This window comes from Alteromonas sp. DYW1, from assembly GCF_059752595.1.
This window is the reverse complement of the sequence record NZ_CM186038.1, coordinates 1,250,246-1,274,298: the sequence shown is the minus strand read 5'-3', so window position 1 is coordinate 1,274,298 and position 24,053 is coordinate 1,250,246. Positions and strand designations below refer to the sequence as shown.

Here is a 24,053-nt window from a genome sequence, read left to right as displayed (position 1 = left end):
AATCTATGCAATTTAAAACAATATTCTCCCTAATTTTAAGCCTGAACATGCTCGCAAGTGTTGCTGACGCGGCTGATCCTGTTAGCTTTGATGCACAGTTGCTTGCACTGCAAAAACAATGGGCAGTAGTGAATTATACGTTATCCGATAACGCACAAGAGGCTGCTTTTGAGCAATTGGTCAATGATGCAAAATTGCTATCTGAACACTATCCGGATCGCGCGGAACCCTACGTTTGGTTAGGCATTATTCAAAGCAGCTATGCCGGTGCTAAAGGTGGCATTGGCGCGCTATCATTGGCAAAAGAAGCGAAGAGATCGCTAGAGCAGTCAATAACCATTGATCAAACTGTGCTGCAAGGTTCTGCATATACCAGCCTTGGTACGTTGTACCATAAAGTGCCCGGGTGGCCGCTAGCCTTCGGTGATGATGATGATGCAAAAGCATTTTTGGAAAAAGCCATTGCACTAAACCCCGATGGTATTGATCCCAATTATTTCTATGGCGAATTCCTATTTGATGAGCGTCAATACAGCGCAGCGAAGGCCCACCTTGAGCATGCGCTTGAGGCTCCTGCACGAATAGAGCGCCCCTTAGCAGATGAATCACGACGCGCGGAAATTCAAATGTTGTTAGCTAAAGTGAATAAAAAGTTGGCTAAGCAGAAACACTAATTCCCGACTGTAATTAAATTATGCAAACCACTGCATTGTGAGCAGTGGTTTTGGATTTTCGGCTTGACTCTCAGAGTGAGCCCTGCATTATTTAGGGCAACGTCCCTCTTCACTGTTTGTGCATGCATATTCCTTGGCACCCACTATCGTTTTCCGATCGCTTAAAAGTCGCCGCGGCGTTAGTCTTGGTTAAGTTAGGAAAGCTCAAATATGACCAGTTTACCGAGCAGGAATTAAATGAGCTGCTTACACCTTACTTCCCGCAGCAGATGCCTATTCCGGTGCCCATTGGCAAGGCGACTTTAAGTCTACTTGAGGGCGAATTACGTATGCCTGAATCCACCAATCGTTTGCAGTTACAGCTACTCTGTGGCATGGAAGTGCGCGCTCTCGGCAACCCGATATATCGGGCCCATTTAATAGTGGTTGTTTCAGCGTTACCGCATTACGACATTGCAACGAAGACGTTAAGCATCGATAATATCCAAGTCGATGATATTGCGCTTGTACACGACGAATATTCACTTCTCAAAGACACCACAAAAATCATTGATAGCTTATCTCCTGTGCAGTTAAGTAGTCTCTTTACTAGTCCAGTCAAATCGGCGTTAAGCGTATTAACCGCCGGTTCATCAACAACCGCGATGGGATACCTCAACCTGTATATCGGCGGCAGCAAACAGCGCATTCTCGACTATCACAAACCACAAATTGAGGAACACATTATCAATGCGGTGACTGAGGCTGATCTCAATTTTACCCTAGACCCAGCTGAATGGCGTCAAAACTTATTCTCACGCAAAGGCAAGACTGTGGTTGTAGAAGGTCGAGAACTGCGGTTTTATTTTTGATCAGGCACTGCGTTTTAACATCTCCCGCGCATGATGAGTGAGAGATACCATAGCTTCTCGAACTTTGCTAACAGCGTTCAAGGGTTGTTGAAAAGGAATAAACACCACGCCATCTTTGTGCTGAACATGGAACCCTTCAGCAAAGACTGTCAACATTTTCACTTCGTCAACCTGAGCATAGTTGCCACTGTATTCTTGCAGTATCACGTGTAATGCCTCTTCATGATCCTCCTGCATATGAGCAACCACATTTGCCTCACTTTCTCGCATATCAGCAAAATTATCCTGCCAATCGGATGCACTAAACCAATAAATTTGTCCAAATCCACCGATATAACGCACCCGCTGTGTGGTTAAACGATAAAATCTAAAATCATGCGCTTCTACATATTGCTTAGCTTGTGGGAACAACCGGAAATAGCGTTGCTGTGATGCATGATCTACACAATCTGCCTGCGCCTTTGCCAATACGGTCACACGAGCACTGGCTTGGCTATCTGTTGCCGTATTATCGTATACACACAAGCTGACATGCGCATCGGCTTGCATATTGCGTGAATGCTGAGCGATATCGGAGGCATAAATCACTAAATCGCCATCATCCGTTAACAGAAATGGCGTTACGGAACCAAACGGAAAGCCTTTGATAGACAAGCTTTGAGTGGCAAGAACACCTGAGTGTAAACGTCTTAGCAAAAGCCGTGCTGCATGAATATGATATTGTTTCTGGGTATTTTCCATAGCAAATTTCTCCTAGCTAATAAGTGGTTGGTAAAACAAACGGGAGAGCGTGTTGTTATGCGCAGAATGACTTAGCACGGTGCCTTCAGTCGCAAAACAGGCATTAATATTGGTTGTAGTAAAAACCTGTTTGGTTGGGCCGTGGGCAAGCACTTTTCCACCGGACATGAACAACATGAAATCGCTGATGCGCGCAGCTTCATTCAGATCATGTTCAATCAGGATGGCACTTCCGCCAAGCCTTATGAAATCGCGTAAATGGGAATACAAGAGCTGGCTTTGGCGAATATCTAACGCACTACATGGCTCATCTAAGAGCAAAACACAGCCCTCATAATCTGCTCTTTGAGTAAGCTGTACTAACGCCCTGGCATATTCAACCAGTTGGAATTCTCCCCCCGACAAGGTAGTGATATCACGCATCAATAAACGGCTCATCTTTAGGGCATTAATAACATCCACAATATGCCTGTCGCTCTGCTCGCGAGTTTCAGAAAACTGACTACGCGCTAAGCGCAGATATTCAATAACCGATAAACTAAATGAAGGACGTGCAGCTTGCTCAACGTAAGCTCGACAGCGACTCAGTTCTAACAAACTGAAGGTATGCAGTGGGCGACTGGACAATGACACAGTACCACTGCTCAAACTTTCTGGTTCTAGTAATACCCGCATTAAGGTTGATTTTCCGGCGCCATTGGCACCGACTATCGTGGTGAGTGCGGCACTGGTAAACCGTAAAGTTCCAATCTGTAAAAGTGTACGCTGACCTTTGCAAAACTGAACATGCTCGAGGTTAAACATGCCTTCCTCCTATTTGTTGGCGCCAAATCAGGTAAATAAAAAACGGTACTCCTAGGGCTGAGGTGAGCAAGCCAACGGGTAATTCAGCGGGAATAATGAGTGTTCTTGCTAAGGTGTCTGCAGTCGTCACTAATAGGCCACCAGTGACCGCGACTACTGGCATGAGTCGCCCGAGGTGACCACCTAGCAATAGCCGGCATATATGCGGAACCACTAAACCAACAAAGCCCACGATTCCGGTAAAACTTACGCAAACAGCGATCACTGCCGCGCAGATCAGCAAAGTTTTGCGTTTCAACAGAGTGACATTAATCCCTTGGCAACGGGCCTGTTGTTCACCGCAACTCATTTGCATTAAGGCGTGGCGTTGCTTAAACAAAAAAGCAAGACTCAAGGTAACCGTCAGCAGAGTGAGCCAAACCATCGACCAGGACGCCCCTGCGTAACTTCCCATACTCCAGAAGGTAATTTGTCGTAACGTTTGATCATCGGCGATAAAAGTGACCAGCCCCAAACATGTCATGGCTGCAGCATTGATCGCAACGCCCGCCAGAATCAGCAATAGATTGCCACCCGCCTGCTCGCGCTTGGAGATAAGCACTAATAGCAACATCGCCACCGCGGCACCAGCAAACGCCATGGCGGGCGTAAACAGTGTTGGCGCAGCGTGTAAACTGAACAGTTGATTGCCAAGTAACATCGCGATACCAGCAAACAAAGCCGCACATGCAGACACACCCAACAAACCAGGATCTGCAAGCGGATTGCGGGTCAGTGCTTGCAAGGTCAATCCACAAATGGCTAATCCCGCCCCCGTGCTTAATGTCAAAAGTACGCGGGGTAATCGAATGTCAAATAAAATGGCGAGGTCAAAACTTGTATCGTCTGGGGCATGCAGAACCTGCCAAAGCGCCACCGGATATGCTCCTGATCCCAAAGCCCAGATAATAGCTATGGGTGAAACTATCGCAAAAAAGAGCAGTATTAAGCGCCCAACACGCGACTGTGCATGGTGATGCTGGCGGATAATTGCTGCGGGCGAAATTCTACTTGCTTGCATAGCCGAGGATCCACTAAAGACTACGGACTTCGCGCACAGCATCTGGCAAGCGCGGCGTTAAGCCAAGAAATAGCAAGGGATCAACAAATACTATCCGGCACCCCTTGAGCTGTGCCCATCGTCGCAATGCAGGCATTGCGCAAAATTGCTCAGCCGGTTTTCCTTGACGCTGATGCTCGGGTAGCATTAACCAATCCGGAATCCGTTGTAAGAATGCCTCACTCGATAATGGTTTAAAGCCATCAATATCGTCGAAGACATTTGTCGTGCCTGCTAATGAGTAAATCAGATGAGGCACCGTATCGTGCCCAGCGACCAGCATGCCGCGCTCACTAATATTCATTAGAAAAGCAGCACGATCACCTTGACTGCTTTGCGACGCTACTTCTGCTAGCGCCGTATTTATCTGGCTAACCAGCGCTTCGCCTGCATCTTGGCTATCGATGATATGGGCAATCTGCCGGATCATAGACATCAAGCCATCGACGGATTTTTCCGCACGGACCTGCTCAACCCGAACTCCTAGCGTGGCTAACTGTTGCAAGACTCGTGCAGGCCCCACCCCATCTACGCCAATGACTAGATCCGGCCGCATCGCGACAACCCCCTCTAAGGGAAGTTGGCGATAGTAACCCACTTTGGGTAAGTGATTGGCGGCTGCCGGATAAGTGCTGCTGGTATCTGTAGCGACAAGCCGCTCACCGGCTCCAAGGGCAAATAAAATTTCGGTCACACTGCCACCTGCAGCAATAATGCGCAGTTCCTCTTTGGATTGCTCAGCAGATACTGAACGTGTCAGCGTGAGTAGGAGCGCGGCAACAAAGATTAATATACGTTGCATAAACATGACTTTCCTTGCGATCGAATTCACTTGTTGCAAATAGTAATCATTCTCATTAGCATTTGCAAAACAATTTACTCAAAAAGGAAAAGCCTGTGTTAAAAAACAATCACCTCGCCCTTTCGTTAATTGCTACAACGGTGTTCTCTTCATCAGTGTTAGGGGCTAGCGAAAGCGTCAGAGAAACCCAATCACCTGACAGTGGCATTGAAGTGATCACAGTTACTGCGACCAAAAGTCTGCGAGAAATAAATGAAATCGCTGCCAACGTAACACAATTGGATCATCTAACCATCGAGAGCCTTGCGGCCGGCGACATTCGCGACATGCTGCGTTACGAACCGGGCGTTAGTGTCGAGGGTGGTGGCAGATTTGGCTTATCCAGCTTTAATATCCGCGGGATTAACGGGGATCGGGTATTGATCCTGATGGACGGCGTACCATTAGCTGATGAATTTAGTTTTGGTCCAGCGCTATCAGCACGGCGGGATTTCATTGATGTGGATATGCTCGAATCTGTCGAGATTATACGTGGACCAGCATCAACTCTGTATGGAAGTGACGCTATTGGCGGGGTCGTGGCCTTTTCTAGTAAGCAACCGGCTAGTTTAGTTAATCGAGACGGCGAAGTTGCTGGCCGATTTAAATTGGCAGGCCGCACCACTAGTGAAGACCTAGCTGCCAATATTCAGCTGGCAAGCACTCATAAAGATTGGCAATGGTTAATCAATGCTGGTGTGCGCCAAGGACATGCAACCCAAACTTTCTATTCAGATTCAGCAATAGGAACTGAGAGAAAATCGGCCGATCCCATGGATGTCGCAAGTGAAAACCTATTAGGTAAACTGATCTACACACCTAACGCAATGCATCAGTTTCAGCTTACAGCCGAATGGTTTGGTAGTGCGACTGAATCTAACCTGTTGTCAGAGTATGGTTCCGTAGTTCGCGGTGTACGTATTCTCGATAGTTTTGGCGACGATAAACGTGAGCGTGGTCGCCTCTCAATAAACTACCAATATTCGCCAACCATGCTGAGTCATTTGTCTAAAATTAATGCTTTGGCTTACATAAACCATTCAGAAACCCAACAGGATACTCGCCAAACACGACGCAGCTTAGCGCCTACCAGTGTGGCCTTTGAGCGGCAGCGATCAAGTCTGTTCGAACAGCAGGTCATTGGTGCTCAGTTGCAACTTGATCAGCAGTTTTCTGGTTTTGGTGAGCACTATTTAATCTATGGCATGCAGTGGGAGGAAACCCGTTCAGAGAGCCTGCGACGAGGGCAATCCATCCAGTCCGAAAGCGGGATCCAATTGCCCGAATTTGAACACTTCCCCGCACGCGACTTTCCACTTTCTACGCTGCGTGAAATTGCCTTTTTCGTACAAGACGAAATTACTCTCTTCAATGGGAACTGGCTATTGAGCCCTGGCGTGCGTTTTGACAAATTTGAACTGACACCACAGGAAGACCCTATTTTTGACGCTGCAAATCCCAATGTAGCTATTACTGACTACAGTGACCAGCAATGGTCGCTCAAATTGGGCAGTGTCTACAACATCACTCCTGATTTGAATCTGTGGTGGCAGTTTGCGCAAGGCTTCAGGATCCCCCCCATGGATGATGTGAATATTGGCTTTACCAGCTTTGCCGGCGGCTACACTTCGCTACCCAATGCTAATTTAAAACCAGAGTCTGTGGATAGTCATGAAGTCGGCATCCGCTATTCAAACCGCCATGTAGACGTTAACTTAAGTGTCTACCAGAATAACTACGACAATTTTATTGAATCACTTGCAGTGGTTGGCTTTAATCCCGTCACGAATTTATTGGAATTTCAGGCGATTAATATTGATGAAGTCAGTATTGAAGGTATTGATCTGCAAGTTCACTGGTATCTAGGGGCAAGGTTTCCGCAATTACAGAATTTGCAAGTGCGCTTCTCAACCAGCACTCAGCAGAGCGAAGACAAGTCTACCGGTTTAGCCTTAGATTCTGTTCTCCCTAATCAAACTGTGATTGGTCTGCAATACGGCGAATCGGATGCTCCTTGGAACTTAAGTTTGATTGCCACATATACAGGTGCCGCTGAACGGGTGGAGACGGGAGTAGAGGAAACGCCCATGTTCCGAGCGCCGAGCCATACGACGGTTGACGTAATCTTGAATTACAACCTGTCCAAGGATTTAAAATTAAACCTCGGGATATTTAATTTAACCGATGAGGAGTACTGGTATGCATCCGAGGTGCGCGGGCGCACGGTCGATCAAAACCTAGCCCGCTTTTCCGCGCCGGGCAGGAACTTGTCTGCAAACCTCATCTATTCATTCTAAGCCATGCAGAGATCAGACTCTTGAGCATGGAGTCTGATCCTGATCAATCTTCAAGAATGAGTATAGTGTTAGCCTGCATAGGTGATCTGAGAGGATTTTCTTATGACTGATGCCCGCCTGCTTCGCCTGTTAAAAATCGTAATGCTTTGCGGAATTGGGTTAATTTTGCTGGGCATCTACCTGCATAACTTCAGTGACGCCATCGAAGCCATGGGCGTGACAGGTATCATTATCAGTGCGGTGTGCGTTGCCGTGGGTATGGCGATGTCGCTGCCAACCAAAATGTATCTCACTTTCATCTGGGTTAAGCATGAAAGTGACGCTAAAAACCACCAAAAGCCCAACGAGACTTATTGACCTACGGCCTTTTTACTATCCTGGGTATCGAGTGTTTCAGTGACAATGGATACCGGCATTTCTGCGAGATGTTCGCCCATATCCGCAATATTAACTGTTGGATCATCGATACTTTTCTCAAGTAGGTCGAATGCTTCTGCGCAATAATCAGCTAGCGGTTGTAAAGATTTAATATTCTTATTGCAACAAACCATACCAATATTCGCCACGCCGTTATAAGTCATAAGCGTGATATTCACGCCGCCACCGGGTGTCATGGTAGAAACCGGATAATTAGCCAAGAGCTCGCTATCCTTCAAGTACCGTTTTTCCGCGGGTCCAGGCACATTCGACACCAATAGGTTAGCAATTGGCCGGGTCACGTTCGACAGGCGTAACACTTCAAAAATCAAGGCAAATGACTGAATTACGACAGTGTAATAACTAAATGCCCCCGGGCTGGCTTGCTGCGCCGCCTGCTTGACGATACGATGATTGGCGATGATTTGTCGTAAGCGGACGTAAGGGTCTGTTTTCCCGTGTGCAAGCTCCACTGGCACAATGGCTATCTTATTCCCTGAAGTTTGTTCGCCTGGTTTGCGCAAATTAATTGGCATATTGGTAAATAGTGCTTTCTCGAAAGTGTGGCCATAGTCCTGCAGAAAACGGTGGATACCGATGTCGAACACACATAACAGCACCTCGTTTGCAGATGCTCGGGTTTTCTTTCCCACTTGGCGGACGCGCTCAAAATCGATATCCATGGTCGCTACCGCCCTACCCGATTTTACTTGCCCCGTTAATACCGTGCGGGTACCACTAAACGGCACGGGCATATAATGCCGATTAATCCAAATGATTTTAAAAAACAGACGAATAAAGATAACAAGTAAGTCCTTAAGACCCACCAAAAAGCTCCATAACTGGCGTACAACTTTACGCCATAATTTAACGCGCGGTCGACTGGAACGCTTGCGGCGAACCGCCCATACAGGAACAAAACTCTCATCCGTTTTTTCGGTATGATAGCCCTCTTGGAACCAGCGCACCAAAGTGGCACCATCGCCATACATATGGTGAACTTTGACATAAATGCCGTAGGTATCACTCTTACCATCATGAATAAAATGAAATTGCCAGAGGGGCTTGTCACGGTCTAACAAGACTTCATGCATCTTGGCGACATAATCATCCAACGCTTGCCGATCGTGCATGTCTTCAATCACATGGATCTGCACGTGATAATTCATGTCCAAACGCTTGACTGGTTGCAATTTAACTGGAAAGCCAAGAATACTTTTCACCCGACAATTAAACGGATTAGAGGCTTTATCGTATTGCACAACCTCTTGATAAAGCGCGTCGACATAATCGTTGCCTTGAGCATCCTTTGGCTTTTTGAGTAACTGCAAACTAGCGACATGCTTGGGATTATCGACAGATTCGGTGATCCAAAAGATTTTATCTAAAAAGGTCAGGGTTTTCGCTTTTTCTGGCTTTTTCATCACTTCACCTTATTCGTCACCGCGCGTAAATGCGTGCACAGCGATGCTTTGCTGCAATTGGGCGAGATTATCCACCGCGACTTGCATCCTTGGCATCAACATCGTTAATAGTAAATTCAGCGTATCATAAATCTGAGTGTCGTCATCAAAACGCTTTTTCATCTGGAAATACTGACAAGACTGGATCATGACCAGACTACACACTTCGACCAAGGGTTTAAGCTCACTGGCTTCTACGCGAATATGCTGATGCTTGATAGCGTGCGAAAACATGGCCTCTAGTCTGGCTTCAATCAATTTAACTAAACGCTGCATGCCTTTTTCTACGTCTGGATACTTCTCCATCAAGTCCATCGGTGAGCGATATAAAAAGCGATAAAGGTGAATTTTTTCGAGTAATATGTAGATGTAATAAAACTGTTCTTCGAGTGACAGCTCACCGGTATTTTGCACATTGAGCAACTTTTCCATTTGCGCAACGTGTAACTCAAACAGAGCGTCGACGATAATTTCCTTACCCTTAAAGTGGTAATACAGGTTGCCGGGACTAATATCTAACTCGTTGGCAATATCCACGCTGGTTACACTGGCTTCACCTTCCTGATTAAAAAGCTCTAGTGAAGTTGCTAGTATTCGCTCTGCCGTTTTCATACCGTAACCTTAGCCAAACACAAAGTACAATTGTGCAAATCCTGCCAATCCTCCCAGAATAGCGCCAGTTACGATCAACTTCCACTCATCAGCTTGATATGCAGGTCTTAACACACCCTCGAACTCTTCTGGACTTAATTGCTGCATACGAGCACACAAATCGTTGCCCACTTGCAGCGCATTATTTGCATAATCATAAGCATACATCAGGTATTTATCTGAATGAGAGAATATCTGCTTTACCGCTAACTCTTTCATGGCAAAGTATTTATCAGAGCCTACGCCCAGTGCAAAATAAGGCTGGGCAATGGCCACATAACGCTCGATCGCATCGTTGACATGCAACTCGATCAGTTCTAATAACTGTGCTGAGCCCGAACCATGCAGGATCATATTGGTAATGTTCTTAGAATTAATCAGCTTCTCTTCAATAATATCAGAGTAAACCCGCGCAACTTCGTTTTGCCGCTTAAGAAACATCCCCTGGATTTTGAATGGTCCAAGATTAATGGGTTGCTTTGGTTCAAAAATAATTTTAATTGCGATCCAGTTGGTCGCGTACCCGACTAATAACCCCCCAAGAGGTAAGATCCACCATGCTTGATAAAAATGCCACAGCAGCATAGTCGGTAATCCGAATAGAAAACCAAAATAAAACCCTGACTTAACAATGAATGGGAATTCTTTCTCACCGGATTTTAAGAAAATCTCATTAATTAATTCGGGTTCGTTAACCAACTGTTCAACCACCAGCTCTTTGATGTTCAATATTTCATTAATGTTATATTGAAAATCATTCACCATTTTATGCACAACATTAGGTATATCGGCTTCAATTCGGGCGTAAACCAGATTTTTACCCTGCACAGGTAAACCTGCCCAAAGTTGTGGCGCTGATTCGCGCATAACTTCGTTGACGATTTTGCGCACAACTTGCTTTAAGCGCCGCTGGATCGCATTGGTTAACTCATCGGGATCTAAACGTTCGGCTAATTCTTCAACGCTGAGTAACTTACCCAATACCAACTCAACTTCAATTTCAGCCATTTCCCGACGTTTGGCAGGAATTAGACCTTGCCAGCCAAAGAAAGGTTTTATGCCAAAGAATTCGATGGGATAAAACATCATCTTAACCGCAAGAAAATTAGTCACCCACCCTACGATGGCACTAACCAGGGGAATCGATAACAATGTTAGGGTGGCGAGGTTCCATTCCATAGTGATGAATATGCGCTTTATTATTATAAATTGAACTTCAAGGTTTGAGTGTACCCTAAACATTCGCCTGCGTAACCTCCTTGCCGGCTTAATTTCACGCGTTTTTTAAGCATTTATTTAGATTCGTGGGTATTAAGAAATTGGGTAGTGGTTTCTAAACATTTTGTTTACACTGAGAACAATATAATCAACTTTAAAGGTGCAGTATGCCTTTGTTTGATAACCGTTTGGCGCAACTCGAAGACGCCATTGAACATGCCGACTCATATACTGAGTATCGTGAGGCGTGCGCGGCACATGATGAACTCTCTGGCGCAGACGAATGGAAAGCCAAAGACCCCTGCCGAGATTATGATTACCGCTTGATCCGCAAGCGGGTACAACGAATCAAGTTGGCCCGTGGACAGGGTGACATTCTTGGACTGATGTCCATTTTGCATGAAGGGCTTCACGGAAATTTGGGTAATATTGCCAATCCCGTGTTGCAGCATCAATCAAAGCTAGGGACAAAAACGCTCATTGAAGAATTTATTGAGCAAGTCGTGCTGGCATTGGATGATATTTACGCCGCGGATGAAGCAGAAATCGACTTTTACGAGAAGTTATCCTTTTTTGAGGAAACTGCCCATGCCTTTGGTCGCAGCTGTTTGATGCTAAGTGGTGGTGCCGGTTTAGGCTTTTTCCACTGCGGCGTCGTGAAATCTCTGAATGAACGGGGGGTATTGCCCGGTGTCATTTCTGGTGCAAGTGCCGGTTCAATTATTGCTGCGATGTTGGGTACCCGAACGCATGATGAATTGTTGGATGTTCTCAGTGCTGAATTTATTTACCATAAATTCCGCGATTGGCGCATTTTTAAAGGTGTGCGGGGCAAGAGTTTATTCGATTCAACCAAGCTTGAAAACGCGCTTATAGAGTTATTTGACGTAATGACCTTTGAAGAGGCCTTTAAGCGCACCGGCCTGCATATAACAATTACGGTTTCAGCGGCCGACCTCCACCAATTTTCACGCTTACTAAACGCTAAAACGTCACCGAATGCGATCATTACGCAGGCAGTTCGGGCCTCTTGTGCAGTCCCTATCGTATTCAGTCCAGTGCAATTACGAGCCAAAGCGGCGAATGGCGATATCGTGCCTTATATTCCGAATCGACGCTTTGCCGACGGTTCACTCATGGCTGACTTACCTTTTGAGCGCTTGGCCAGGTTGTACGGTGTCAATCATAGCATCGTCAGCCAGACCAACCCTTTAGCGGTACCGTTTTTATCGCGTAATCGCAAAGATGCCAATTCTGCGCTGGGAATTACCCTGCGGCATTTAACCAATTTGACTAAAGTAAACAGCATTTACGCGTTTGATTTACTCGAATCCGCAATTGGTAATAAGGCTGCCAAATTGGCCATTCATAAAGTCCGTTCGATTATCGACCAGCAGTATGTTGGCGATATTAATATTTTGCCCGAACGTGGAGTGAGAAGTTTAGCTCACTTATGGTCCAACCCTAGTGTCGACAGTATCGCAGAACTTATTCGTAGTGGTGAGCGGGCAACTTGGCCGCAATTGGATTATATCGAGCGTAGCACTCGTGTAAGCCAAACCCTCAGACGTTACTTGAAGCAACTGAAAGAGCGCGAGGCACGCGTATTAGCGAAAAGTAATAACTTGAGGTTAGTGGAATCAAAAACGGCATGACGCCACAAATTAAAGACGCTTACTTAACCCAAGTACAAGCAATTGTTGACGAAATCGCGCATGCCACCGATAGCACAAATTCGGTCATGAGCGATGTGTCGTACTATTTTATTAATTCTGCCCGACGCGCCAAGCAACAACTTGAACTAAAAGTAAAAATCGCCGAATTACAAGACCATGAAGCGCTTGCGGAACAGCAGCAAAAAGAGCTGGATGCGCTTATCGCACAGCTCGATGCGCTGCAAAGCCAAGCGGACAAAGACAGACAACAAAGACTGCAACGGACGAGAAACATTTGTCAGTCGATTTATGACTTATGTGAAGGCAAGAATAGGCAACAAAGCCGAAACAAAACCGCAAAGTTTCTCGCCTCGCTATGGATGTTGTCAGACTTACAGAACGAGCGTCTTCAAGACTTCCATCAGCGCCTAAAAATTCCGTATAAGATGGCTCTTACCCTGCGGCTGGTTGATGAAGTTATCGAGCAACAATTATTGCGCGTACCCAATTGGTCTGCATTTATCGATCCTGATATCCGTTTTCACGGGACTGAGGCTGAGCGCCAAAAGTGGTTTGCTTTAGTCGCCGTTCCGACGCTTACCGCAGCTTTATTTCAAGATGCAGGGCTTTTCCACCCGCTGGCGATAAAGCTTTTGCGTGGCAGTGACAAATCCAAAGACCCATTTCGAGTGCTTGATAATGAAGAGCGCACATCACTGTTAAAGATGAACTATCGCTTCAGTATTGATTATGTAACGACTGGGTTAGACGTCGATTATGGCACGGCGTACGCAACACCAGAAACACAAATACTCGCCCATGCCACACTGTTAGAGCTAGTCAAAGATGCATACAAACCGGTGACGGGTATCGGTGAACTGCTAAAGATCCCACAAATATATGCTTCGGTTGTATTTTCAACCAAGCAGGACTTTAAACGTTCTGAAGTACCCAAGGGTTGTATGCTAATTGATCAACTCGCAAAGAAAGGCGCGATTAGCGAGCCTTTAGCACAGGCATTTAACCGAATTGTTGGTGCCTTTCCGCAAGGATTTGGGCTTTTTACAGCAACTGCGAAAAACTTAGTCTTTGGCTTATATCCGCAACAAATGCATGAGCCGACCGTGATCCCACTGTTGAACTTGGACAACGAGCCATTAGATCAAGAGTCCAGTACGTTGGCCATGCAGCAAAATTATTATTTTACGAGTACACGCGAGGCAGAAGGTCATACCGAGCAATCGAAACAAAACAGAATTTGGCGCGCGAGCGAGGACTTCACAGACTGGTGCCCTAAATGGAAAAAGTTATAGCCGTCAGTGCATTGAAGAACAGTTACGAACGTTAAAAGATAAGTAATAAAAAAGGAGCCAGCGCTCCTTTTCTGTTAATTATTCACCCGCTTTTGGTGTACTTTTCGCTGCAGGCTTTTTCGCTGCCGGCTTGCGTGTTGTCGTTCTTTTGGGCGCAGGCTTCTTGGCTGCAGGTTTGCTCGCAGTCGTTGCGGCTGGTTTAGACGCGGTGGTCTTAGCAGCAGTAGTTTTTGCCGCAGTCTTTGCTGGCGCTTTGCGAGTCGCAGCCTTTTTCTCTGCAGGCGCTTTGGCTGCTGCGTTTGCTTCTCTGGCCTTACGCTCAGCCAATAGTGCAACTTGCTCAATCAGGTCGTCAACTTTCTTGGATAACTGATTGAGTTGCTTGTCTCGTTTGGCGCTACCAAAACTAAAAGCATCAAACCAGTTTTTGATCGATTGGTTCATTTTATCGCTCCGTGGCATCGATTTTTTTAAATCAGCCTCAACCGCTTCACCGCGACTAGCTAATTCATTAAATAAATCGTTAGATTTAGTCACAGCCTTATCAAACTCAGCCGACATATCACTTAACTGGCTTGCAACCAATCCACAATATGCATTTACAAAACTAACGAACGGATTCTTTGTGTTAGAAGACATACGAACTCCTGTTTTTAGATTTTTGGCTGTGAACCATTAGAAGTGTAGACGTTACCTAGTTGAGTGCAAAAAAAACCAATCAACAAGGCAAAACGCACTCCTAGGAGTGCGTTTTTAAAGACTTACTTAGCAGCGGCTAATTTAGCGACAGCTTCTGTCAACGCATCAATCTTGGCCGAAAGCTCTTCGATTTTCTGGTCAGCGTTGTCGTTATCCAAGCCAAGCTTCTTACGAACGTCAGCTACGCGACCTTCAACTTCAGAAGTTGTTTGCTTGAATTTACCTTTTGCATCTTGCTCAAGCGCTTCACCCTTAACCACTAATTCTTCAAAAACTTTTTGAGTTTCAGTGCTTAATTGCTCGTAACGACCTTGTGCTTCGTCGATGCTCTTACCGTATGCACCTAAACCTGCCAACCAGATTTTACGTGCGAATTCTTCAGCTTCGTTAAATTTAGCTTTGATTTGATCTGTCTTAGTCATGTTGCTCTCCAGTGACCGATTAGTTAATTCCGGTATAGATTACAAATAACAATTAGAAACCGCATACTAACTGGGATTATTTTTCGATCTATTTCGAAAAATAAAAATATGCGTTTGATTTTTATAATAATTTTATTTTAGTCAACCAAGTCAGATGGCATTGCGTCACGCACTTCGGCCCAAACCTTACCGCTTTCAATCCCATATTTTCGGAGTAAATTTGGCACACTCTCATAATCGCCAGTCTCGGCCGCGTTAAGCAAATTCTGATAAAACTGCTTGGCGACGTCACGCGCTTTTTGATGGGAGAAAAAGTAACCACCGATACGTGCATACATGTTGCGGAAACCGTTCATCATCAACACAAAGACAGGATTACCTGACGCTAAGGCCAAGTCATGATTCATCTGATAATCAAAATTAGCGAATTCAGGCCCATCTTCCGCAATAGTGGTATAACGGCTGATAATTTCGATGGACTTTTCTGGATTGTTGCGCAGCGCACCGCGGATAAATACCGCACTTAAATTAGTCCTCGCCGCGAGCAAGTTGTCGATTAGATCCGAAATCCCCGCTTGATCTAAGCGCGCTAGCGTTTCCAAGATGTTAAGCCCGCAGGTTTCCCAGAAGTTATTCACCCGCGTTGGCTTACCATGCTGGATTGTCAGCCAACCATCACGCGCTAGACGTTGCAAAACTTCACGCAGCGTTGTGCGGGTTACGCCGATCAACTCTGACAATTCACGTTCGGCAGGCAAAATTGTACCCGGCGCAAAGCGACCACTCCAAATGGATTCTACGATATATTCTTCCGCGAAGCCTGCGGGGCTCTGTGCCTTATAAATCATGTACGACGCACCTGTGAATTGTTTTTATTTTTAACTGATTGTACCAGTCAATATTGGCAGTATTCCAGCCTAACGTAAACAAATAAATAACATATTCTCTGTCTACCGTTGGCAAGCTGCAGCATTATAGCACTTAATCGATTTATAACTGACTGATTTTACGTTTGATTCACTCCTTAATGACCTACTGACTGTGCCACCCAGCGTGTGCCAATTCTTTGTTGTCGTTCCTTTTAAGTATCGCTGCCTTATTCGCGGACTTTTTAGTCGGTCACTTAAAAGCTTCTCCGCAGAGTTCCATAGCCTAACTCGACCTTGCCCCCTAAATTCAACTAACTCATTATTCTGATGCCCTGTTGATAACGAAAAGGTTAAATTACAGCGGAACTAACAATTCATGTTCAATTCATCAATAATCAGGTTTATGATGATGAAACTATCAGTATTTTCTTACACTTTACCGTGTTTGCCCTCAAGGAAATCCTATGCAAATTTCGATGACAACGGCGATCTACCGAAACTTTTTAGGCCATGCGCCAGATTGGTACAAGCAAACAATCATTGTCTTCTTGTTACTTAATCCGCTGTTATTCCTCTGGAACCCCTATATTGCAGGGTGGGCACTCATTGCTGAATTTATTTTCACCTTAGCAATGGCGTTAAAATGTTACCCACTGCAACCGGGAGGCCTACTGCTGATCCAAGCCTTGTTTATTGGGCTGACGTCCCCCGAACACATGATGCATGAGATCGCGTTAAATATTGAAGTGATCCTGTTGCTGGTGTTCATGGTGGCGGGTATCTATTTTATGAAGGACTTATTGCTGTTTTTATTTACCAAATTGGTCATTAAAGTCACCAATAAGACCGTGTTGTCATTATCCTTTATTGCTGCCTCTGCATTTTTATCGGCTTTTCTTGATGCCCTGACAGTCGTGGCCGTGATTATTGCGGTTGGTTTAGGCTTTTATACGATTTACCACAAAGTCGCATCGGGTAAAGATTTTCATCATGATCATGACCACACCTCTGATGATGGTGTGAACGAACAACCCGGTGCCAACGACCTAGATGATTTTCGGGCATTTCTCCGCAACTTAATGATGCATTCCGCGATTGGTACTGCTTTAGGTGGCGTAATGACGATGGTGGGTGAACCGCAAAACCTGATTATTGCTGATAAGGCCTCTTGGGGATTTGTCGAATTCTTTATTCGCATGTCACCAATCACTATTCCGGTTTTTATCGCCGGATTACTGACTGCCGCATTACTAGAAAAATTCAAATGGTTTAGTTACGGGGCGCAAATGCCAGCTGTGGTGCGCAACATCCTTGTCGATTATGATAAACACATGGATGCGCAACGCACGCCTCGCGATAAAGCCAAATTGCTGGTACAAGCATTAATCGGTATTTGGCTAGTTGTTGGTCTGGCATTCCATTTAGCTGCGGTCGGACTTATCGGATTGAGTGTAATTGTGCTGGCAACTTCAAGCAGTGGGGTTATCGAAGAACATGCATTGGGTAAGGCCTTCGAAGAGGCACTGCCGTTCACTGCATTGTTATGCGTCTTTTTTGGCGTGGTCGCCGTGATAATTGATCAAGGCTTATTTCAGCCGGTTATTCATTGGGTTCTCACGTTCGATGGTACCAACCAATTAGTGATGTTCTATCTCGCCAATGGCGTGTTATCGATGGTTAGTGATAACGTGTTTGTCGGCTCGGTATACATTACTGAGGTCGCAACGGCGCTACAAAACGGTGAGATCACGCGTGATCAGTTCGATCTATTAGCGGTCGCCATTAATACTGGAACAAACCTACCCAGCGTGGCTACGCCGAATGGGCAAGCCGCCTTTTTGTTCTTATTAACGTCTGCCATCGCGCCATTGTTACGTTTGTCGTACGGCAAAATGGTCTATATGGCGTTGCCTTATACTATTGTTTTAACCATTGTTGGTTTACTTGCCACCTATTATGGTCTAGCCGGCGCAACTGATTATCTTTATGATATGCACTGGATTAACCACCACACTGAAATTCCTGGCGGAATTTCAGACGCTAGCCATTAATAGGATGTCGTTGGTATGGTGAAATTGTTAAGTGAATGGTCGAAACAGCGTTCTAGCTGGGCACTACTCTTTGTTTCTGCGTTGAGTTTAGAACTCACCGCACTTTACTTTCAACACGGCATGGGCCTGGAACCCTGTATAAAGTGCATTTACCAACGTACGGCGATGTTCGGAATTTTGTTTGCAGCGTTGATCCCGCTGTTGCTGAATACCCCATTAACTAGACTAATAGCCTACATTGTTTGGGGTATCAGTGCAGTCTGGGGCTTTTTGATTGCTTACGAACACGTTGATATATTAACTGCTGCAAATCCATTTTTTGCCACTTGCGACATCGTCCCTAATTTTCCAAGCTGGTTACCGTTACATGAATGGTTGCCGGCGATATTTGCTGCGCCCGGTGACTGTTTGGATAATTCCTGGCAATTCGCTGGTTTTGGTATGGCGCAATGGATGATGGTGATTTTTGGCTTCTACAGTAGTTTACTGTTGGTAGTGATTGGCGCTCGTTCAATTGATATCTTCAAGCGGCCATAAGGCAATGTAGTCCTCAAACGCATCTAGATTTACGTCGGACTCGCACACGGTTTTCCCACGGACCGACATTCCTGCGGCGTGCATGGCGGTTTTCTTGCCTCGATTCAACAATGGGTGCCAACTGGGCAACCCACGGCCTTCATGCAGCCGCCGATAAGAACAACTGGGCGGCATATAATATATCTTGTCCAGGTTATCTTTGGTCAACTTAACACAATCAGGCACGCGAATTGTACGGTTCTGGTAATCGGAACAACTGCAGGTTTTAGTGTTCAGTAGCTCACAGACAATATTGGTAAAATGTACCTGTTCACCATCGTGAATTGTCTCGCTACCGTCAACTTCATAGACCGATAACTCTTGGCTTTGATCGTCGATAAATTTGTGCAAGCAGCACTTGGCGCAGCCATCACAAATAGATTCCCATTCTGACGCTGACATGTCTGCTAGGGACTTAGCTTCCCAAAATGGCTTGTTCTCGCTATCCGTCATTACTTGCTACCTACTGCTTAATGCAGCATTGGGTGGTTACCTTTAGTTTATCACCTAACGATAAACCAAGTTTATCTTGATCATGCAATTCACCGACACCCGCAGGCGTCCCAGTCAGCACAATATCGCCAGGTAATAAGGTAAAGTTTTCACTAATTTCACTTAACAGCTGGGCTATAGGAAACACCATATCGGCGCTATCACCCTGCTGTACTAACCTATCATTAAGGGTAAGTTGAAATCTAATCTTGTGCCAATCAGACAAAGCGCTTGCGGGCAAAAATGGGGTAACAGGACAGGAACCGTCAAAGGCTTTCGCTCGTTCCCAAGGGTGTTGCGCGTGTTTTAATTGATTTTGCGTCGTGCGCAAGGTTAAATCCAACGCCAAGCCAAACCCTACGACAGCATCACGCGCATGCTCAGGTGTTGCGTTGGTCAACGGTTCCCCAATTAACACTGCCAACTCTGTTTCATAATGATAGGCTTCTTCGCGTTGCCTTAAACTAATTGTCCCTTCAATCAACTGTAAAGAGGTTGCAGGTTTCATAAATAACACGGGCATATCGGGTACTTGATTACCAAGCTCTTGTGCATGTGCCACATAATTGCGCCCTACACACACGACTTTACCAACGGGTAAAGACGAAATTGGGCTGCGCTCAGAATACCAATAATGCTGATAGTCCATTAATGCCCCTTCTGGATCCGTTCAGATAAATAGGCCACTGAAACCCCAAAATAACTGGATCGGTTCCATTTCATTAACGTCTGAAAATTGTTATACACTAAATACGCTCGTCCTGAGGGACCATCTGGCATGATCAAATTGGCTAGCACATCTGCCGTAGGCAAGTTGTCGCCGTTAAATCTTCTTACTCCCAGCGCTTGCCACTCTGCCAGTGATTTTCTTGCGCTAAGATTTAAACTCGCATGCTGAGATAAATCGGGATCTAAAAGAGAGACTTGACGCCCCCAAGTTTGGTCATCTCGCCACCCTTCTTGCGCAAGGTAATTGGCGATAGAAGCGAATACATCAGCATAAGAGGACCAAATGTCTGCTCTACCATCTTCATCGAAATCCACCGCGTAGGTCAAAAATGAACTGGGAAGAAATTGGCTTTGCCCCATGGCACCAGCCCAAGAACCTGTAAAGCGTTCTATCGGCACATGCCCCTGTTTTAGAATATCTAAAGCAGCAAAAAACTGCTTACGAAACAGTGCTTCTCGACGCCCCTCAAAGGCTAACGTTGCTAATGCAGCCAACACGGGCACATTGCCTTGGATCCTACCAAAGTTACTTTCGTTGCCCCATAGCGCCACAATAAAGCGCTTTTGCACCCCAAACTGTTGTTCTACCCGAGTCAACAACGCTTGATGTTCTGCTAATAAGTCGACCGCTTGTTTGACTTTCCAGTCTGGCACGCGCGTTTTTAAATATTCAGTCAAGGTGATTTTACGTTCAGGCTGATTGCGGTCGCTACGGATGACTTTCTCACGCAGCGCAATAGTTGCAAACGCGGGTTCAAGTAATTCAGAGGCAAAACCACGCTCAATTGCCTCTTGCTTAAGACCGTTGACATAGTCATTGAATGCTTGATTATCGCTATTATCGGCGGCAATTGTTGATCCGACTGAACTCCAACATAGCGCCAAAACAACGAGTAAAGAGAAAAACTTATTCATTACAGAAATTACTTTTTGTCGTGGGGTGGTTGCGGTGTTAACCCTAACGCCGCGCGATGTTCAGCCAACCAATTTTCTTGTTGTGGCGGCATTTGCAGGTAAAACCCATCGCGTTCAAATGCATCTAGCAGCTCCGCCCTACTAACGGCATGCAACCGCTTTTCGCTATGTGCGGGGATGTGCATCACCAATAGAGGCACACCAAACATGTTCATCAGTGCTTCAGGTACTTGACTGAAATCGTCGACCTGAGGGATATACAAGTACATCCCGGCCTTTTTCCGTGTCTTATACACACTGCAAAGTAATGAAGGTACCGTCATTCTATTTCTCTTACTGGTTGACCTAATAGAGCGAGTAATTTGTCCTTAAACAATGGTTTGCGCCAACCCGACAATAAATCTGGTTGTAATCCCTGCACTGCCGTTTCATCAATTTCAAACCACCACCATTTAAGCAGTTGATTAAGCTGCTTTTTCGACGCGATGATAGCCTCATCAATGCCAGTTTGCTCCGCAACTAATTGGCACAGAGATTTTAACTCAGCTAACTGCTTTTTGTACTTTGCTAAATCATTTAACCGAACAATCTTAGCCACTTGTAAGTGATCATTATTGTTCTGCCATGCCGATACTGCATCACACACTATCCGCACCAGTGTATCACCATGCCGCCTGATTTCTTGCGGCAACAACGTTTTCATCGCGTGCAATTCACTTTTAGATTGTGGCAAACGCATCGCAACTGCAATCAGATGTTGCTCCTTAACAGTAAAGTTAATGGCAATATCATGCTTGCGCGCTTGCGTTAGACGCCAAGCTGCCAATTGTTGCAATACAAAGCGTTGGGTGGCATTCAGTTTCCATGCATTACCAAAAAACAGGTACGCGAAATCCGCAGGTATTTGACTGGCTTTTTTGGCCGCCAGTATGGCTATCTCGCTATAAACAATACTTAACCATTGTTTTGCTTCAATTCGCGGCTGTAATTGTTGGTAAATCTGATACAAATAGACCACATCATTGGCCGCGTATACGAGCTGTTTATCTGATAGCGGGCGGGCCAACCAGTCGGTTCGTGATTCGCCCTTATCAAGCTCAACACTGCATTCCAGCTCGACTAATTTGGAATACCCAAGGGTTGGGCCTAGACCCAACATATTCGCTGCAAACTGCGTATCAAACACAGGTGTCGGAGCAACGCCTAAATGGCTAATAAAGACTTCAAGATCTTCGGAACACGCATGTAAAACCTTGACCACATTTGGGTTAGTTAAAACACGAGCCAGAGGCGCTAAATCATTGAGCGGTAACGGGTCAATCAAATAGGTTTGTTTGCCATCATTTATTTGGATTAAACCCAGTTGCGGTAGCAGTGTACGCGTGCGCACGAATTCCGTATCGATGGCTATCGCAGAACATTGAGTCAGTTGTTGGCAGAGCGATGAGAATGAGTCCTGATCGGTGATATGCCGATAGCTGGAACTAGCAGCTATCGACATTGTGTACATCCATTAATCGCGTAACTCACGACGTAAAATTTTACCCACATTGGTTTTCGGTAAATCCTCTTTAAATACCACGTGCTTTGGTACTTTGTAACCTGTTAGATGCGTCCGACAGTGTTCAATCACCATGGTTTCGGTTAATTGTTCGTCTTTTTTCACTACGAAGAGTTTCACTACTTCGCCTGAAACTTCATGCGGAACACCTACAGCAGCGGCTTCCAACACCATGTCATGCATCGCGGCGACTTCTTCGATTTCATTGGGGAAAACGTTAAAGCCAGAAACCAAGATCATATCTTTTTTGCGGTCAACAATATAGAAATAACCTTCTTCATCCATCCGTGCGATATCTCCCGTTGCCAACCAACCATCTTTAATAATTTCAGCGGTTGCTTCAGGACGATTGAGATAACCCAACATAACTTGTGGCCCTTTTACCCACATTTCGCCGACTTCACCCGGTCCTACCTCATTGCCGTCTTCGTCCACTAATTTAATATCGGTGGATGGTACTGGCATACCAATACTCCCCTTATACTCTTTGAGCTGAGGAGGATTGACTGTAACTACCGGTGAACACTCAGTGAGGCCATAACCTTCTAACAACACGGTTTTAGTCACCTTGTGCCATTTTTCAGCGACTGGGCGTTGGACCGCCATGCCACCGCCAAGACCAAACTTAAAGTGACTGAAATCAAGTTCACTAAAACCTGGAGTGTTTAACAACCCGTTAAATAAGGTGTTAACTCCTGGCAATACCGCGAACGGATATTTACTGAGTTCGTTAACAAAGGCTGGCATGTCTCTCGGGTTGGTGATCAATAGGTTGGGACAGCCAAACTTCATGAACAGCAAGCAGCTGCCTTGTAACGCGAATATATGATACAGCGGCAAAGCGGTGACAACTAAATCCTCGCCTGGCGTGATTGCAGTTGAGAGTAAACCAGAAATCTGCTCAAGATTAGCAACCATGTTGCGATGCGTCAGCATGCCACCTTTCGACACCCCAGTGGTACCGCCGGTATATTGTAAAAAAGCGATTTCACTGTTCTTAATGTCAGGCCGCGTATAACTTTGCGATGCCCCTTGCTTCAATGCTTGGGTAAAACGTTGTGCTCCTGGAATGTCGTACGCAGGTATTAGTTTTTTAACATGTTTAATCGCAAAATTCACAAACCAGCGCTTTGGCGCCGGTAACATATCACCGACCGAGGTCAAAAGGACATTCTCGACCGGTGTATTGTTGATAACCTGCTGCAATGTAGTCGCAAAATTCTCGACGATGACAATGGTTTTTACATTCGCATCAGTTAGCTGATGTTGCAATTCACGCGGCGTGTAGAGTGGATTAACATTGACCACAACCATTCCCGCGCGCAATATTCCGAAGATCGCGACAGGGTACTGGAGTAAATTCGGCATCATAATAGCGACTGAATCACCACGTTTTAAACCCGAGTTTTGCAAGTAGGCTGCAAACTGTTTTGATTGCTGATCAATCTCTGCAAAGGTCATCGAATGACCCATATTAATATACGCGGTCTTGTCGCGATACTTTTCAACGGATTGCTCAAATACATCAACCAATGATGAATAGACATCCGGATCGATTTCAGGCGCTATACGAGGGTCATAGTGCTGCAGCCAAATTTTTTCCATGGTTATTCCAGCTTTTAGTTTTTATTGGTTATTAATGTTAGGCCGTCGTAGCTTTAGGCATCTGCGATGGCTCTTTACACATGGTAGTCAAAGTTAACACAAAGTTAAAT

The 24,053-nt window shown here is 45.5% G+C and carries 24 protein-coding genes; 8 read left to right on the top strand and 16 right to left on the bottom strand.

Features of this window, described 5'->3' with window-relative positions; translation table 11 throughout:
- Positions 1 to 5: 5 nt before the first annotated feature.
- Both AC121Z_RS05735 and AC121Z_RS05730 read left to right on the top strand, forming a co-directional pair.
- A complete protein-coding gene (locus tag AC121Z_RS05735) occupies positions 6 to 674 on the top strand; it encodes a tetratricopeptide repeat protein (protein ID WP_498127327.1) in 669 nt (222 codons plus the stop codon).
- Positions 675 to 796: 122 nt separating this feature from the next.
- Positions 797 to 1,525 carry a YceB family lipoprotein gene (locus AC121Z_RS05730; protein WP_498127326.1) on the top strand — a complete coding sequence of 243 codons (729 nt, stop codon included), beginning with the start codon at positions 797 to 799 and terminating at the stop codon, positions 1,523 to 1,525.
- Here AC121Z_RS05730 and AC121Z_RS05725 read toward each other — a convergent pair whose 3' ends face one another.
- From AC121Z_RS05725 to AC121Z_RS05710, 4 genes are read right to left on the bottom strand one after another with little or no spacing between them, the layout of a single operon-like run.
- Complete coding sequence (locus tag AC121Z_RS05725) at positions 1,526 to 2,266, bottom strand: HugZ family pyridoxamine 5'-phosphate oxidase (protein ID WP_498127325.1); 741 nt, start codon at positions 2,264 to 2,266, stop codon at positions 1,526 to 1,528.
- A gap of 12 nt (positions 2,267 to 2,278) precedes the next feature.
- Positions 2,279 to 3,070: an ATP-binding cassette domain-containing protein gene (locus AC121Z_RS05720; RefSeq protein ID WP_498127324.1), complete on the bottom strand. Its 792-nt coding sequence runs from the start codon at positions 3,068 to 3,070 to the stop codon at positions 2,279 to 2,281.
- Entirely contained in the window at positions 3,063 to 4,130 is a 1,068-nt protein-coding gene (locus AC121Z_RS05715) for a FecCD family ABC transporter permease (protein WP_498127323.1), read from the bottom strand. The genes AC121Z_RS05720 and AC121Z_RS05715 overlap by 8 nt, the downstream gene beginning before the upstream one ends.
- A gap of 13 nt (positions 4,131 to 4,143) precedes the next feature.
- Entirely contained in the window at positions 4,144 to 4,971 is an 828-nt protein-coding gene (locus AC121Z_RS05710) for a heme/hemin ABC transporter substrate-binding protein (protein ID WP_498127322.1), read from the bottom strand.
- Positions 4,972 to 5,066: 95 nt separating this feature from the next.
- On the opposite strand from AC121Z_RS05710, the gene AC121Z_RS05705 reads away from it, so the two are divergent.
- Positions 5,067 to 7,307, top strand: a complete 2,241-nt coding sequence (locus tag AC121Z_RS05705) for a TonB-dependent hemoglobin/transferrin/lactoferrin family receptor (protein WP_498127321.1) — start codon at positions 5,067 to 5,069, stop codon at positions 7,305 to 7,307.
- Between the two features lie 102 nt (positions 7,308 to 7,409).
- Complete coding sequence (locus tag AC121Z_RS05700) at positions 7,410 to 7,664, top strand: hypothetical protein (RefSeq protein WP_498127320.1); 255 nt, start codon at positions 7,410 to 7,412, stop codon at positions 7,662 to 7,664.
- Here AC121Z_RS05700 and AC121Z_RS05695 read toward each other — a convergent pair.
- The 3 genes from AC121Z_RS05695 to AC121Z_RS05685 are packed head-to-tail and all read right to left on the bottom strand — an operon-like array spanning position 7,658 to position 11,017.
- A complete protein-coding gene (locus AC121Z_RS05695) occupies positions 7,658 to 9,148 on the bottom strand; it encodes a wax ester/triacylglycerol synthase domain-containing protein (RefSeq protein WP_498127319.1) in 1,491 nt (496 codons plus the stop codon). The two genes, AC121Z_RS05700 and AC121Z_RS05695, sit on opposite strands and share 7 nt — an antisense overlap.
- 9 nt (positions 9,149 to 9,157) lie before the next feature.
- Positions 9,158 to 9,799, bottom strand: a complete 642-nt coding sequence (locus AC121Z_RS05690) for a TetR/AcrR family transcriptional regulator (protein ID WP_498127318.1) — start codon at positions 9,797 to 9,799, stop codon at positions 9,158 to 9,160.
- Between the two features lie 9 nt (positions 9,800 to 9,808).
- Positions 9,809 to 11,017 (bottom strand): DUF445 domain-containing protein, encoded by a 1,209-nt coding sequence (locus AC121Z_RS05685; protein ID WP_498127317.1) that lies wholly within the window; start codon positions 11,015 to 11,017, stop codon positions 9,809 to 9,811.
- A gap of 206 nt (positions 11,018 to 11,223) precedes the next feature.
- Between AC121Z_RS05685 and AC121Z_RS05680 the strand changes: the two genes are divergently transcribed.
- Positions 11,224 to 12,711, top strand: coding sequence for a DUF3336 domain-containing protein (locus AC121Z_RS05680; RefSeq protein WP_498127316.1), 1,488 nt, complete (start codon positions 11,224 to 11,226; stop codon positions 12,709 to 12,711).
- Positions 12,708 to 14,024: a hypothetical protein gene (locus AC121Z_RS05675; RefSeq protein WP_498127315.1), complete on the top strand. Its 1,317-nt coding sequence runs from the start codon at positions 12,708 to 12,710 to the stop codon at positions 14,022 to 14,024. Before AC121Z_RS05680 ends, AC121Z_RS05675 begins: the two co-directional genes overlap by 4 nt.
- 78 nt (positions 14,025 to 14,102) lie before the next feature.
- Here AC121Z_RS05675 and AC121Z_RS05670 read toward each other — a convergent pair whose 3' ends face one another.
- The 3 genes from AC121Z_RS05670 to fadR all read right to left on the bottom strand — a co-directional run bounded on the left by AC121Z_RS05670 (position 14,103) and on the right by fadR (position 15,993).
- Entirely contained in the window at positions 14,103 to 14,663 is a 561-nt protein-coding gene (locus AC121Z_RS05670) for a hypothetical protein (RefSeq protein ID WP_498127314.1), read from the bottom strand.
- 122 nt (positions 14,664 to 14,785) lie between these two features.
- On the bottom strand, positions 14,786 to 15,145 hold the full coding sequence (locus tag AC121Z_RS05665) for a phasin-related domain-containing protein (protein WP_100656808.1): 360 nt from the start codon (positions 15,143 to 15,145) through the stop codon (positions 14,786 to 14,788).
- Between the two features lie 137 nt (positions 15,146 to 15,282).
- Positions 15,283 to 15,993 (bottom strand): fatty acid metabolism transcriptional regulator FadR, encoded by a 711-nt coding sequence (gene fadR / locus AC121Z_RS05660; protein WP_498127313.1) that lies wholly within the window; start codon positions 15,991 to 15,993, stop codon positions 15,283 to 15,285.
- 485 nt (positions 15,994 to 16,478) lie between these two features.
- Here fadR and nhaB point away from each other — a divergent pair, with 485 nt between their 5' ends.
- Positions 16,479 to 18,065, top strand: coding sequence for a sodium/proton antiporter NhaB (nhaB, locus tag AC121Z_RS05655; protein ID WP_498127312.1), 1,587 nt, complete (start codon positions 16,479 to 16,481; stop codon positions 18,063 to 18,065).
- A gap of 15 nt (positions 18,066 to 18,080) precedes the next feature.
- Positions 18,081 to 18,602: a disulfide bond formation protein DsbB gene (dsbB, locus tag AC121Z_RS05650; protein ID WP_498127311.1), complete on the top strand. Its 522-nt coding sequence runs from the start codon at positions 18,081 to 18,083 to the stop codon at positions 18,600 to 18,602.
- Here the strand turns inward: dsbB and AC121Z_RS05645 are convergent.
- From AC121Z_RS05645 to fadD, 6 genes are read right to left on the bottom strand one after another with little or no spacing between them, the layout of a single operon-like run.
- A complete protein-coding gene (locus AC121Z_RS05645; RefSeq protein ID WP_498127310.1) occupies positions 18,576 to 19,094 on the bottom strand; it encodes a YcgN family cysteine cluster protein in 519 nt (172 codons plus the stop codon). The two genes, dsbB and AC121Z_RS05645, sit on opposite strands and share 27 nt — an antisense overlap.
- 10 nt (positions 19,095 to 19,104) lie before the next feature.
- Positions 19,105 to 19,782, bottom strand: coding sequence for a fumarylacetoacetate hydrolase family protein (locus tag AC121Z_RS05640; RefSeq protein WP_498127309.1), 678 nt, complete (start codon positions 19,780 to 19,782; stop codon positions 19,105 to 19,107).
- Positions 19,782 to 20,777, bottom strand: coding sequence for a lytic murein transglycosylase (locus tag AC121Z_RS05635; protein ID WP_498127308.1), 996 nt, complete (start codon positions 20,775 to 20,777; stop codon positions 19,782 to 19,784). Before AC121Z_RS05635 ends, AC121Z_RS05640 begins: the two co-directional genes overlap by 1 nt.
- Before the next feature lie 8 nt (positions 20,778 to 20,785).
- Entirely contained in the window at positions 20,786 to 21,100 is a 315-nt protein-coding gene (locus AC121Z_RS05630) for a YcgL domain-containing protein (RefSeq protein WP_498127307.1), read from the bottom strand.
- Positions 21,097 to 22,278: a ribonuclease D gene (gene rnd, locus AC121Z_RS05625; protein WP_498127306.1), complete on the bottom strand. Its 1,182-nt coding sequence runs from the start codon at positions 22,276 to 22,278 to the stop codon at positions 21,097 to 21,099. The genes AC121Z_RS05630 and rnd overlap by 4 nt, the downstream gene beginning before the upstream one ends.
- Positions 22,279 to 22,290: 12 nt before the next feature.
- On the bottom strand, positions 22,291 to 23,943 hold the full coding sequence (fadD, locus tag AC121Z_RS05620; protein WP_498127305.1) for a long-chain-fatty-acid--CoA ligase FadD: 1,653 nt from the start codon (positions 23,941 to 23,943) through the stop codon (positions 22,291 to 22,293).
- Positions 23,944 to 24,053: the final 110 nt, after the last annotated feature.